Consider the following 13,776-nt stretch of genomic DNA (forward strand, 5'->3'; position numbering starts at 1 on the left):
CTGCGCCGCGGCGGTGTTAGGAAGGACCGCTGAGTTTCGTCTCAAGCCGCCGCATACCCCAGATAAGCGGCCGCACTTCCCGCGAGCGCCAGCAGCTTTTCGTCATGAGTCGGCGCGCTCGGGATCAGATACAGATCGGCGACATCGGTGACGGGATCGCTGAACGGCGTCGGGGCGTGGCGCTGAGAGGCGAGGAAGTCGCCGATCGGAGACGCGTCCGCCAAGCCGAGAAACCGTCCGATGCCACGCACGGTCGCGGCGGAATCCTCGATCAAATGACGATATGAAATCGTCAATGCCTGACTTTGCGGCAGCTCGTCGAAGAACTCGATGATCTCGCTGACGTATTGTCCCCACACGCGCACGCCGTCTTCGATCGATCCGATCCAGTGCTTTCGCATCAGCGAATTCGCCACATGGCCCGGATCGCGATGGATGTGAATGAAGCGCGCGTGCGGCAACCATTCGCGGATGAGGCGCAGACACGAGCCGGAACGCGGCAAGCGCTCGACCGATCCCATGCGGCCGGACAGCAAGGCCGGGTCCGCATAGGGCGGATGCTTGTCGCCCCAGATCGGCGCGCTCACACCGAGCTCTTCTCGATAGAAGCGCTCGACCCAAGCGCCGAGCGTGCGGCGGCTGAAATCCCGAAAGCGATCGCGATACGCCACGCCCAACAAATCGGGCCGATTCGCGCCGACGTCGATCATCTCCTTCATCAACGCAAACACGCGGCACTCGTTGGTCAATTGAATCTGCGGGTGCATGTTGAGGACGGAACACAGAAACGTCGTTCCCGACCTGGGCGAGCCGACGACGAAAAGCGGGAAGGACTCCATGCTTCGCTCCTTGTGATCGCTTGACAGTCAGCATACAGATCGGAGGTGGCGGCAACCTGACGCGGCAATGACCGCGGTGGCAGAAGCCAGTCCGTTTTCAACGCGGTTTTAATGGGGCTTTTAATTCCTTGCGTCGTACATTCGCATTGCCGTATGCGCGCATTACGGCGCAGGCCATATCGATCGAATTCATCTGCGTACGCGTTTACCCGTTCTCCTAGCGCGCTTCTCCTTGCGGCACGGAACCCATACCCAAGCGCTGAAACCGACTATAGGCACATCGCGTATTGCGCCCCCTCTCCGCACGGCATATTTTTCGTCACCCACAAACTAAGGAGACGACGCCGTGCTACCCGCTTCGATGCCGATCAACGTCGGCAATACCGCCTTCATGCTGCTGTGCGCGAGCCTGGTCATGCTGATGACGCCGGGGCTCGCGTTTTTCTATGGCGGCCTCGTCGAGCGCAAGAACGTGCTCGCGATCATGATGCAGAGCTTCATTTCGCTCGCGTGGACGACCGTGCTTTGGTTCGCGTTCGGCTATTCGATGTGTTTCGGCCCGACGTGGCACGGCATCGTCGGCGATCCGACCTACTACGCGTTCCTGCGCGGCATCACGCTGCAAACGATGTACCAGGGCAACGACGCCGGCATTCCGCTCGTCGTCCACGTCGCGTATCAGATGATGTTCGCGATCATCACGCCTGCGCTGATCACGGGCGCCTTCACGAACCGCGTGACGTTCAAGGCGTATTTCCTGTTCCTCACCGGCTGGCTCGTGCTCGTGTACTTCCCGTTCGTGCACATGGTATGGAGTCCGGAAGGACTGCTGGCGAAGTGGGGCGTGCTCGACTACGCCGGCGGCATCGTCGTGCACAACACGGCCGGCTTCGCGGCGCTCGCTTCGGTGCTGTACGTGGGGCGTCGTCATAGCGTCGAGCACAAGCCGCACAACGTGCCGCTGATCGCGCTCGGCACGGGCCTGCTCTGGTTCGGCTGGTACGGATTCAACGCAGGCTCCGAACTGCGCATCGACGCGGTGACCGCTTCGTCGTTCCTCAATACCGACGTCGCCGCCTCGTTCGCGGCCGTTACGTGGCTCCTGATCGAATGGCTGAACGCGCGGCAACCGAAGTTCGTCGGTCTGCTGACCGGATCGGTCGCGGGTCTCGCGACGATCACGCCGGCCGCCGGCTACGTCTCGCTCGACACCGCCGCGATCATCGGCATGGCCGCCGGTCTCATCTGCTACTACGCGGTCGCGCTGAAGAACAAGCTCGGTCTCGACGACGCGCTGGACGTCTGGGGCGTGCACGGTGTGGGCGGCCTGGCGGGCACGATCATGCTCGGCGTGTTCGCGTCGAAGGCGTGGAATGCGAACGGCGCCGACGGCCTCTTGCTCGGCGGCACCGACTTTTTCTTCAAGCAGTGCGTCGCGGTGATCGTCTCCGGCATCTGGGCGTTCGCGTTCACCTGGGGCATGCTGTGGCTGATCGATCGTGTGACGCGCGTGAAGGTCGGTGCGGACGCGGCACAGCGCGGGCTCGATACCGAACTGCACGGGGAAGTCGCCTATCTCGATGCGTGAGGCTTGCGGCGCAAGTGCTCCGCTAATCCGCTAGACATCCGTGAACGGATGGATTGAACCGCGGCGCTGCCCATGGAGTCATGGGGCAGCGCCGCTCTTACATTTGGTTACGCTTGCGGCGTCAGTGCCGCCAGCCACCATGCCAGCAACAGCCGCCGACGACGCCCACGCTGACGGACGGTCCATAGTAATAGCCCGGATAGTAGTAGCCCGGCGCGTACCCGTAGCCGGGCGGTGGCGGCGCCACGATGCAGCCGGACAGTCCGCCGAGCAGCACGACGGCGATCAGAATTCTGCCCATAGTCGCTCTCCCAGTCGTTGTTGTTATTAGATAGCCATGTGCGCAGCGCCGTTCGAGTGCGAATTGTGATTTGCGTAACGGCATATTTATTTCTGTCGGACGAAAGACACGGTATTCGGCGCCGATCTCCCCTTCTCAACCGAGCGCTCCGCCCCCCTTTGTTCCCCGCGAGGATCACCTAGAATTTTTAGATGCAGGTGACTTCGAAGGAGGCTGCCATGGCTGAATCGATAGAAAGCACAGTGATCGGTCTGATCGTGCTGATCGTGGCCGTGATCCTCGTGACCTCGCACTATCGGCGCGAACATCACAAGGAACGGCTGCTCTCGCGGCTGGACGGGCATCGGCTCTGGGACCGGATGCGTCATCGGCACTGACTGAGAACGGAGACCAGCATGTCCGACGAACAAGCGCCGTGGCAAACGGAACAATACGAAGGATTCGAAATCCATGTGGCCCCGTTTGTGAAGGGCCAGCCTGAGAATCAGGCGCCGCAGCCCGGCGACCGCTTCACCTACATCGGCTATGTCTGCCACCCGGGCGCGGACCCGAAGCTCCCCGGCCATTCGGTGCCGTTTCATGCCGACGGCGAAGAGTCGTTCAAGAGCGCAGCCGACGCGTTGTATGAGGGCGTTCACATCGGACGCAGCATCGTCGACGGGACACACCCCGATCTGACCGTGCTGCCGCTCGTGACGGGAGGCGTCTGAGCCGCGCAAAAGGAAAGGGCCTCGTCGTGAGACGAGGCCCTTTGCATGACGACGTCCGGTTGCTTCAGCGCGGACGGTAAGCGCGATACAGCGAACTAAGCCGCCTGCTGCTGATACTGAATGCGATGCAGGTGCGCATAGAGGCCGCCGTGCTGCAGCAGCTCCTCGTGGCTGCCCTGCTCGGCGATGCGCCCGCTTTCCATGACGAGAATGCGGTTCGCGCGCTCGATCGTCGACAGACGGTGCGCGATGACGAGCGTCGTGCGCCCCTTCATCAGCGTTTCGAGGGCAGCCTGCACATGGCGCTCCGATTCCGAATCGAGCGCCGAAGTGGCCTCGTCGAGAATCAGGATCGGCGCATCCTTGTAGATCGCGCGAGCGATCGCAAGACGCTGGCGCTGTCCGCCCGACAGGCGCATGCCGTTGCCGCCGATCAACGTATCGATGCCCTGCGGCATCGCCTCGACCGCTTCGGCGAGATTCGCGGCCCGCAACGCGGCTTCGACGCGCTCGCGGTCCGGCGTGTGCCCGTAGGCCACGTTGGCGGCGATCGTATCGTTGAACAGCACGACATCCTGACTGACCATCGCCATCTGGCCGCGCAGATCGTGCACGCCGTATTCGTCGATCGGCACGCCGTCGACGAAAATCTGCCCGCCCGTCGGCGAGAAGAAGCGCGGCAGCAGATTGACGAGCGTGGTCTTGCCGCTGCCCGACGGCCCGGCAAGCGCGATCATCTCGCCCGGCTTGACGGTGAACGACACGCGATCGAGCGTCGGACGATCCGTCGCGCCATAGTTGAACGACACGTCGCGGAATTCGATGTCGCCGCGTGCATTCTCGAGCTTGCGGTCGCCGCCGGCGGGCTCGAGCGGCTCGTCGATCAGGCCGAAGATCAGCTCGCACGCGGTCATCCCGCGCTGCAGCGGCTGATTGACGTCGATCAGATGTTTGAGCGGCGAAATGATCAGCAGCATCGACGTGACGAACGCGACGAAGCCGCCGACCGTCGTCTGATCGTGCGCCGACTGCACGACCGCGATCGTGATGACGATCGCAAGCGCGATCGATGCGAGGAACTGCGTGATCGGCTGTGCCAGGCCGCCCGCCACGGTCATGCGCATCTGATAGCCGCGCAGGCGCTTGCTCATCGCCGTGAAGCGGTTGATTTCGTACTTCTCGCCGTTGTGCACTTTCACGACCTTGTAGCCGCCCACCGTCTCCTCGACGATGTACGACAGCTCGTTGGTCAGCGACTGATGCTCGCGATTGAGCCGCCGCAGGCGCCGGCTGATCTTGCTCGTGATCCACCCGATGCTCGGCAGGATCACCGCGACGATCAGCGTGAGGCGCCAATTCAAAATGAACAGGTAGCCGAGCAGGAAGACGACCGTGAGCGAATCGCGCACGAGCGTGATCAGCACGCTGATCAGCACGTTCAGGATCTGGTTCACCTCGAACACGATCGCGTTGATGATCGTGCTCGCCGTTTCGCGCTGGAAGAACGACGCGCTCGTGTGGATCATGCGGTTGAACATGTCGAGCCGCATCTGCAGCAGGATGCGGTTCGACACGTACTGCAGCAGGTAATTGGACGCGTACGACGCGGCGCTGCGCACGAACGCGAGGCCGATCACCGCGATCGGCACGAACCACACCGAGTGCTTGTTCGCGTTCGCGCCGAAGCCGTGGTCGAGCAGCGGCTTCAGGAGCGCGGGAATGCCGGCGTCGGTCGCGGCGCTCACCGCCATCGCGACGATGCCGAGCATTAACGCGCCGATGAGCGGCTTGAGGTACGGCCACAGCCGCTTCATCACGGCGGAGGTCGGCGCCCGTACAGCGTCGGCGGGCTTTCTCAGAGTGGATTGGGTTTCCAAGGAATTCCTTTTAACTCCCTCTTCCTGCCATTTTTCGTGGAGGTAAGCGAGCGTATTCCGACAGTGCGAAAAATCGAAGCATTATAGCCGTCCCGCCCTTCTTCGCCCGGCGGCCAGACGGCCTGTCCGGCCGAACCTGGCCGCCCGGTATACTCGCGCTCACTCAATACCGATGCGACCCGATTCCGACGTGCAGCCAACGCCTCCCTCCTCCCCAGCCGCCCCGACCCTCGGCGTCGCCCTCATCGCGCTCAACGCGGCGGGGCGGCTCGCGCAATGCCTCGCGGCGCTTGCCTTTGCCGACGAAGTCCTGGTCGTCGACGGCGGCAGCACCGACGACACGGTGTCGATCGCTCGAGCGCATGGCGCGCGCGTGATCGTCGATCCCGACTGGCCCGGCTTCGGCCCGCAGAAGAACCGCGCGGTGGCGGCGCTGTCGACGGATTGGATTCTTTCGATCGACACCGATGAAATCGTCTCGCCCGAACTCGCGGCGTCGATCCGCGCCGCAATCGCCACCCCCGGCGCGCCCGGCGCCGAAGTCTACGCGGTCGATCGACTCTCGAGCTTCTGCGGCCAATGGGTGCGCCACAGCGGCTGGTATCCCGACTGGGTGCCGCGCCTCTTCAAGCGCGGCGCGGCGCGCTTTTCCGACGATCTCGTGCACGAGCGCCTCGTGTTCGATACACCTGCCGCGCGCCTTACCGGCAAGCTGATGCACTACTCGTACGAAGACTTCGAGACCGTGCTGCGCAAGCTCGACGCCTATTCGACTGCCGGCGCCCGCCAGCGCCGCACGGCCGGCCAGCGCGGCGGCTTCGGCAAGGCGCTCGGGCGTGGCGCGTGGGCCTTCATTCGTACCTACCTGCTGCGGCGCGGCTTTCTGGACGGCCGCGCGGGGTTTATGATCGCCGTCTTCAACGCGGAGACCGTCTATTACCGGTTCCTCAAGCTCGGGTTGACGCGGCAGCACGACGACCCGGCCTGAGTGCCGTCGCAGGCTCGACAATCGCCACATTCGCCCCATTCGCGGCAAACGCGCCGTCTCGACGGCGAGCGCTACAATTCAGCCTGCTTTTTCCGGCGCTCCAGCACCTCAGCGCCTCGATGCCCCGGCGCATTGCCGCGCCCACGACAACCGACACCCGATCTCGATGTTCTCAATCATCATCCCGACTTGGAACAACCTTCCGTATCTGCAATGCGTCGTCCAGAGCATCCGCCAGAATTCGACGCACGAGCATCAGATCATCGTCCACGTCAACGACGGCTCGGACGGCACGCTAGCCTGGGTGCGCGAACAGGGCATCGAACACACGGCGTCGCCGGCCAATATCGGCATCTGCCACGCGGTGAATATCGCGGCGGCGCGCGCGACGCGCGAATACGTCGTCTATATGAACGACGATATGTACTGCTGCCCTGGCTGGGACGCCGCACTGGCGCGCCGCATCGAACAGATGCCGTCGGACCTGTTCCTGCTGTCGGGCACGATGATCGAACCGGTCGATACCGGTAATCCATGCGTCGTAGTGAAGGACTTCGGGCGCGACGCGGACACGTTCCGCGCCGCCGACCTGGTCGCCGCGGCCCCGCAACTCGTGCGCGCCGACTGGCGCGGCGCCACTTGGCCTCCCACGCTCGTGCACCGCGACTGGTGGTACAAGACAGGCGGCTACAGCAGCGAGCTGAGCCCGGGCATGAGCAGCGACAACGATTTCTCGATGAAGCTGTGGGACGCGGGCTGCCGCGTGTTCCTTGGGGTCGGCGACAGTCTCGTCTATCACTTCCAGCAGAAAAGCACCGGCAAGATCGTCAAGAACGACGGACGCCGTCAGTTCCTGAACAAGTGGGGCATGACGCAGGCGACTTTCGACCGCTACTATCTGCGCCGCGGACAGCCGGTCGATCAGCGGCTCGAAGTCGCCGAGCCGGAGCAAACAGGACGGCTCAAGCGCGCGCTGCTGAAATCGCGCATCAAGCGCGCGTTCAGCTAACGCGCGTCATCCAGCACAATACTGGGCTACGCCGCCATCAAAGGGCCAGAGGTTCCATCGGTGAAATAAGATGGGACAGCCTCATAGCGTATACTTGTCTGCTTTCTGGACCGCAGCCCCGCTGGACGTCGCCCGGCCTGACGAGGCTCGGCCGATTTTCGGGACACATCGCTTTTCTCAGCCTAAAGCGACGCTCCAACCCACGCTTTGCCCCACCGATCGTCAATGTCTACAGTCATGCAAAACGCTTCGCACCGCTTGACGGCTGCACGCGTCTTCGCGGTCACGGCCTTGTGCATGGTGCCCGTCTCGACGGCATTCACCAACATCGCCTGCGCGCTGTTCGCACTCGCGCTCCTGAGCGCGCCGGAATTCTGGCGCAATCTGCCTGCGCTGCTTCGTCACGGCGCGGCGGTTTCCGCGCTGCTGCTGCTCGCGGCGCTGATGGCGAGCGTCGTCTATACGGTCGCGCCGCATCAGGAGGCCTGGTCGTGGATCGGCAAGTACGCGAAATTGCTGCTGCTGCCGTTCGCGGTAATCGCGTTCAAGGACTCGAAGTGGGACGGCATCGTGCGCTGGAGCTGGTTCGTGACCCTGTGCGTGATCCTGCTGCTGTCGACGACGAACTACCTCGGCCTGACCGCGATCGGCCCCGCCCATGCCACAGATTTGCCGCTCTCGCGCGCCTGGGTGTTCAAGAACCATATCGCGGCGGGCCTCTTCGGCGCCTTGCTGTTCCATCAGGCCATCGATTTCGCATTGTCGACGCGTAATGCCCGCGTCCGCATCCTGTTCGCTGCGATCGCGGCGCTCGCGCTGGTCAATGTTTTTGTGATGCTGCAGGGTCGCACCGGACAAATCATCGCGTTGATTTTCATGCTGTACACGGCGCTGCGCTTCGCATGGCGCAAGCATGAAGAATCGCCGATGCGCGCGGCGCTCTACGTCTGCGCCGTGATCGCCGCCGCCGGGATGCTGGTGGGCGTCGCGGCCACGATGAAGGGCGGACGCTTGCTGCAGGTGGGCACCGAAGTGAAGGAATATCGGCAGACCGACGCGATCACGTCCACCGGGCTGCGGCTCGAGTGGTACCACAAGTGCTTTGAACTGATTCGCGCGCGGCCGGTGATCGGCTATGGCGCAGGCGGCCTCGGCGTCGAATTTGCGAAATTGAGCGCAGGAAAGACGGAAGCTCAAGGACTGTTCACGGAGAATCCGCACAACGAATATCTGCTGATGGCTGTACAGCTCGGCGCAATCGGCCTGGCGCTGTTCGTCAATCTGCTCGTTCAGATCGCACGCGGCGCATTCGCACTCGATCCGCGCTCCAAACAACTGTTGCTGGGCTGGCTCGTCGCGTTTGCCGTCAGTTGCCTGGCGAACTCGCTCCTGCTGGACTTTGCGGAAGGACACCTGCTCGTGCTGCTCGCTGGCATTCTGCTTGGATGCGGATATCGCGCGCCCAGCGCGGTGAAGGCCACACAAGGCGGCGCCGCGCCTGCCCCTCGGCAGGCCTGACGCCGCCGCGCGGCGTCATTGACCGCGCTGACGGCCGAGCAGCGACGACGTATCGACGACCGCCTCGACCGCTTGCGAAGCGCGAGCGGCTTCGAGCTGCGGAGTGGGCAAGCCTAGCATTTCCGCCGCGACGCCGATCACGCGCCGCGCACTGAGCGTCGTCAGACACTCGCTGAGACTCTCGACGTGCCGTTCACACCCTTCTCCCTTGCAAGGCACGCAATCGCCTTCCCCTTGCAGCAGATAGACGTTCCCATGACGCGCTGATCCGACCAAGGGCCAAGGATCGACGCCTGCCTGCCAGCCGCACGGCCACGGGCCCCAACGGACCGGGTCGGACGGGCCGAAGAGCGCGATCGTCGGCGTGCCGGTGGCTGCCGCGATATGCGTCGCACCCGTGTCGGGCCCCACGTAGAGCTTGGCGCCCCGGATCATCTCCGCGCTTTCGCCGAGCGACAATAGCCCCGCCATATTCAGCACCGGACCGCCGGCCGCAGCCGCCACGCGCTCCGCGTACTCCCGCTCCGCCGCAGCCGGCCCGCCGCTCAACGCGATGGCATAACCCTGCGAACGCAGCCATCCGATCAGCTCGACCCATCCTTCGATATGCCAGCGCTTGTACGCGAACATCGGGTACGGATGCAGCACGACGTAAGGCTGGCCCGGACGCACGGCCGACGATGCGTAAAGGCGCGCGTCGAACTGCGCGCGGCGCTCAGGGTCGTCGCCGATCCCGGGAGCGACGACCTCGGCGCGCGGCTCGATCCCCACGAGCGGCGCCAGCGCCAAGGTGCTGTTCACGGTATGGACCGATTCGTGATGGTTGATGGCGATGCCATGCAACATGAATCGCACGAGCCACGTGACGCGGTTCGGATCGACCAGTCCGATGCGCTTCTTGCCCGCGAACCAGGTGTAAAAGCGCGGCCGGTCGGAACTGACAGCCGCGCAGGCGAGATCGTAACGGCGCCAGAGATGCGCCGCGTCAGCGAGGCGCTCGGAGAATCGCGCGCGCTGCGCGACGGTGATCACGCGCCGCACGTCGGGATTGTGTTCGAGGATCCCCTCCGTGCCGCGAAACACGAGCATGTCGATCGGGGTGTCGGGCCATCGCGCCTTGAGCGAGCGCACGATCGGCGTGGTGAGCAGCACGTCGCCGATGCGTCGCGTGACGACGACGAGAATGCTGCGCGGCGGACGAGAGGTGGAAAACAATGCGGCCACGTTCGGACACTCAGTAAACGATCTCGATCGCGCTGCCCGCAAACTCGCCGCGCAACGCCGCCAGCAATTCGTCGGTCGGCTTCACGCGCCACTCGTCGCCGAGGCGCACCTCACCCTCTGCGTGATTGCTGCGATAAACGATCTGCACAGCGAGGCCGTTCGGGATATTCGCGGGGGCACGCTGCCGGTTATCGCCTCCGTTGCCACCGAAGCCCCCGCGGCCCGCCGCGCCACCACCGCGCGCCGGCCGGGCCGAAACCTGCGCCGGTTCGGCCGCCACAGCCGGCCCCGCGCTATGCGCCTCGAGCACGCGCCGCAGCGCGACCGCGTCAGCATTGCCGTTCATCTGCAGCTTGACCGCCTGCGCGTAGCGGCTGCGCGCGCGCTGGAGGTCCATCACCGTATCGACAGTAAAGCGGATGCCGCCCGTGAACGCATCGTTGCGCGCCTGCCCCGAGACGACGAGCAGTTCATCTTCCTTGAACAGCTCCTTGTGCGCCTCGTACTGCTCGTTGAAAACCGTGACTTCGCACGCCCCCGTACCGTCATCGATCAGCGCAATCAGCATCTTGCCGCGCTGGGTCATCTGCGTGCGCAGCGACGAGATGATGCCGGCAACCAGCTTGTCGCGCCCTTCCTTGAGCTCGCCGAGCTTCTGACGCGCGAAACGGCGCACTTCATCCTTGTAGGCGTCGAACAAGTGGCCGGACAGATAGAAACCCAGCGCACTCTTTTCTTCCTGCAGCTTCTTTTTCTCGTGCCACGCGGGTTCGGCGACGAGCTCGTGGCCTTGCGAGGGCGCGTCGCCCATGTCGAACAAGCCCGCTTGCATCGCGTTCGCGCTGGCCTGATCGGCGGCCTCCATCGCGAGCGGCACCGAGGCGATCAGTTGCGCGCGGTTGTCATGAAGCGTATCGAACGCACCCGCGCGGATCAGCGCCTCGACCGTGCGGCGATTGACGACGCGACGGTCGATACGCGCGCAGAAGTCGAACAGATCCTGGAACGGCCCTTCTTCGCGCGCCCGCAGGATTTCCTCGATCGCATTCTGGCCGCTGCCCTTCACCGCGCCGAGGCCGTAGCGGATCGTGCGCGAGCGCTTGCCGTCGGCTTCGGCCACCGGCTCGAAGCGGTACGCCGAACGGTTGATGTCCGGCGGCAGCACGGCCATCCCGTTAGTCAAGCAGTCTTCGAAGAGGATCTTGACCTTGTCGGTGTCGTCCATCGCCAAGCTCATGTTGGCTGCCATGAACTCGGCCGGATGGTGCGCCTTCAGCCACGCGGTGTGGTACGCCAGCAGCGCGTACGCGGCCGCGTGCGACTTGTTGAAGCCGTAGCCCGCGAACTTCTCCATCAAGTCGAAGGTTTCGTCGGCTTTCTCGCGCGTGAGGCCATTCTTCGCGGCGCCCTCGGCGAAGATCTCGCGGTGCTTGGCCATCTCCTCGGGCTTTTTCTTGCCCATCGCGCGGCGCAGCAAGTCCGCGCCGCCGAGCGAGTAGCCGCCGATGATCTGCGCCATCTGCATCACCTGCTCCTGATAGACCATGATGCCGTAGGTCTCTTTCAGAACAGGTTCGACGCGTGGATCGGGATACTCGACCACCTCGCGCCCGTGCTTACGCGCGCAGAAGCTCGGAATCAGGTCCATCGGGCCCGGGCGGTACAGCGCCACGAGCGCGATGATGTCCTCGAAGCGGTCGGGCTGCGCGTCCTTGAGCATGCCCTGCATGCCGCGGCTTTCCAGCTGGAACACGGCGACCGTATTCGCTTTCTTGAGGATCGAGAACGAAGCGGGATCGTCGAGCGGCACTTGCGCCAACGACCAATCCTGCTTCGACGGATCAAGCCGGCGAATGTAGCGTTCGGCCCAATCGAGAATCGTGAGCGTGGTCAGGCCCAAGAAGTCGAACTTCACGAGGCCGACCGCTTCGACGTCGTCCTTGTCGTACTGACTCACGACGCCGCCGTCGTCGCCCTGCGTATAGAGCGGACAGAAATCGGTGAGTTTGCCCGGCGCGATCAGCACGCCGCCCGCGTGCATGCCGACGTTACGCGTGAGGCCTTCGACGCGCTGCGCCAGCTCGAGAAGCTGCCGCACTTCGTCTTCGTTGTCGTTGCGCTCCTGCAGGAGCGGCTCTTCCTTCATCGCGTCGGCAATCGTCACGTGCTTGCCGGGCTTGAACGGAATCAGCTTCGCGACGCCGTCCGTGAACATATAGCCCAGATCGAGCACGCGGCCGATATCGCGCACCGCCGCCTTGGCGGCCATCGTGCCGAACGTCGCGATCTGCGAGACCGCGTCCGCGCCGTACTTTTCCTTCACGTACTGGATCACGCGATCGCGGCCGTGCTGGCAGAAGTCGATGTCGAAGTCGGGCATCGACACCCGCTCCGGATTCAGGAAACGCTCGAACAGCAGGTTGTAGCGCAGCGGATCGAGATCGGTAATACCGAGCGCGTAGGCGACGAGCGAGCCCGCGCCGGAACCCCGGCCCGGACCGACCGGCACGCCGTTGTTCTTCGCCCAGTTGATGAAGTCCGCCACGATCAGGAAGTAGCCGGGGAAGCCCATCTTGATGATCGTGCCGCACTCGAAGTCGAGACGCTGGTAGTACGTGTCGCGCTGCTGGTCGCGCTCGGCCTGGTTCGGATAGAGCTGCTCGAGCCGCTTCTCGAGACCTTCCTTCGACAACTGCACGAGATAGTCGTCGAGCGACATGCCGTCAGGCGTCGGGAAGAGCGGCAGCTTCGGCTTGCCGAGTTCGAGCGTCAAGTTGCAGCGCTTCGCGATTTCGACCGTGTTCGCGAGCGCCGAAGGAATGTCCGCGAAGAGCGCAGCCATGTCCTCCTGCGTGCGGAAAAACTGCTCGGTCGTGAAGCGCTTTTGACGGCGCGGGTTCGCGAGCATGTCGCCTTCCGAAATGCACACGCGCGCTTCGTGCGCGGTGAAGTCGTCGGGCGTCATGAACTGGGTTGGGTGCGTCGCCACCACCGGCAGCTTCAGCGATGCGGCCAGCGCCACCGCTTGCTGCACGTAGGCCTCGCCGCCCGGCTGACCGCAGCGTTGCAGCTCGATATAGAACGCGTTCGGAAAGCGCTTGACCCAGCGCGCGGCACAGCGCTTCGCCGCTTCCTCGTTGCCGGCGGCAAGCGCCAAGCCGATATCGCCCTGCTGCGCGCCCGAGATCGCGAGCAAACCTTGTTCGAGGCCGGATTCGAGCCACTCGGCCTCGATCTCCGCGCGCCCGCGATACTGGTTCGTGAGCCACGCCTTGGTGAGCAGCTCGCACAGATTGAGGTAGCCGCGGCGATCTTTGACGAGCAGGAGCAGACGCGAAGGCTTGTCGCGATCGTCGGGATTGGTGATCCAGACGTCGCAGCCGGCAATGGGTTTGACCCCGTTGCCGCGCGCTTCCTTGTAGAAACGGACGAGACCGAAAGCGTTGCCGAGATCGGTCAATGCGAGTGCGCCCTGGCCGTCGTCGGCGGCGGCTTTGACGATGTCGTCAAGGCGCACGATGCCGTCGGCGATCGAGAATTCGGAGTGGACGCGGAGATGGACGAAGCGGGGATCTGACATGGGCGCTATTGTACATCCGCCCTATCGAGCGACACGCGCCGAAAACGCTGCGTTGGCCGTTCGGACAAGGCCTCTCGGAGCGAGTCTCGGCGCACGGCGAAAACACCGGGGCCACGTGCGGCGATTAGCCGTTCGGCCTAAT

At 64.1% G+C, this 13,776-nt stretch carries 11 protein-coding genes; 6 read left to right on the forward strand and 5 right to left on the reverse strand.

Translation table 11 applies throughout. The features are described from left to right. Positions 1–41: 41 nt before the first annotated feature. Positions 42–839 (reverse strand): sulfotransferase family protein, encoded by a 798-nt coding sequence (locus tag AAHK20_RS12320; RefSeq protein ID WP_449181732.1) that lies wholly within the window; start codon positions 837–839, stop codon positions 42–44. A 346-nt stretch (positions 840–1,185) separates the two neighbouring features. Between AAHK20_RS12320 and AAHK20_RS12325 the strand changes: the two genes are divergently transcribed. Next, a complete protein-coding gene (locus tag AAHK20_RS12325; protein WP_449181733.1) occupies positions 1,186–2,427 on the forward strand; it encodes an ammonium transporter in 1,242 nt (413 codons plus the stop codon). A 121-nt stretch (positions 2,428–2,548) separates the two neighbouring features. Here the strand turns inward: AAHK20_RS12325 and AAHK20_RS12330 are convergent, their stop codons facing one another. Beyond that, positions 2,549–2,728, reverse strand: a complete 180-nt coding sequence (locus AAHK20_RS12330; RefSeq protein WP_449181734.1) for a hypothetical protein — start codon at positions 2,726–2,728, stop codon at positions 2,549–2,551. Between the two features lie 218 nt (positions 2,729–2,946). Here AAHK20_RS12330 and AAHK20_RS12335 point away from each other — a divergent pair, with 218 nt between their 5' ends. Further along, positions 2,947–3,105, forward strand: coding sequence for a hypothetical protein (locus AAHK20_RS12335; protein WP_449181735.1), 159 nt, complete (start codon positions 2,947–2,949; stop codon positions 3,103–3,105). An 18-nt stretch (positions 3,106–3,123) separates the two neighbouring features. Then, complete coding sequence (locus AAHK20_RS12340; RefSeq protein WP_449181736.1) at positions 3,124–3,438, forward strand: hypothetical protein; 315 nt, start codon at positions 3,124–3,126, stop codon at positions 3,436–3,438. 95 nt (positions 3,439–3,533) lie between these two features. Here the strand turns inward: AAHK20_RS12340 and msbA are convergent, their stop codons facing one another. Next, positions 3,534–5,315, reverse strand: coding sequence for a lipid A export permease/ATP-binding protein MsbA (gene msbA / locus AAHK20_RS12345; RefSeq protein ID WP_449181737.1), 1,782 nt, complete (start codon positions 5,313–5,315; stop codon positions 3,534–3,536). A gap of 190 nt (positions 5,316–5,505) precedes the next feature. On the opposite strand from msbA, the gene AAHK20_RS12350 reads away from it, so the two are divergent. The 3 genes from AAHK20_RS12350 (at position 5,506) to AAHK20_RS12360 (ending at position 8,830) form a co-directional block, all read left to right on the forward strand. Further along, entirely contained in the window at positions 5,506–6,303 is a 798-nt protein-coding gene (locus AAHK20_RS12350) for a glycosyltransferase family 2 protein (RefSeq protein ID WP_449181738.1), read from the forward strand. A gap of 166 nt (positions 6,304–6,469) precedes the next feature. Continuing rightward, positions 6,470–7,312 carry a glycosyltransferase family 2 protein gene (locus tag AAHK20_RS12355; RefSeq protein ID WP_449181739.1) on the forward strand — a complete coding sequence of 281 codons (843 nt, stop codon included), beginning with the start codon at positions 6,470–6,472 and terminating at the stop codon, positions 7,310–7,312. A gap of 225 nt (positions 7,313–7,537) precedes the next feature. Continuing rightward, positions 7,538–8,830 (forward strand): O-antigen ligase family protein, encoded by a 1,293-nt coding sequence (locus tag AAHK20_RS12360; RefSeq protein WP_449181740.1) that lies wholly within the window; start codon positions 7,538–7,540, stop codon positions 8,828–8,830. A gap of 15 nt (positions 8,831–8,845) precedes the next feature. Here the strand turns inward: AAHK20_RS12360 and AAHK20_RS12365 are convergent, their stop codons facing one another. Next, positions 8,846–10,054: a glycosyltransferase family 9 protein gene (locus tag AAHK20_RS12365; protein ID WP_449181741.1), complete on the reverse strand. Its 1,209-nt coding sequence runs from the start codon at positions 10,052–10,054 to the stop codon at positions 8,846–8,848. A 10-nt stretch (positions 10,055–10,064) separates the two neighbouring features. Continuing rightward, on the reverse strand, positions 10,065–13,643 hold the full coding sequence (gene dnaE, locus AAHK20_RS12370) for a DNA polymerase III subunit alpha (protein WP_449181944.1): 3,579 nt from the start codon (positions 13,641–13,643) through the stop codon (positions 10,065–10,067). Between the last annotated feature and the right edge of the window lie 133 nt (positions 13,644–13,776).

It is taken from the genome of Trinickia camelliae, from assembly GCF_053525655.1.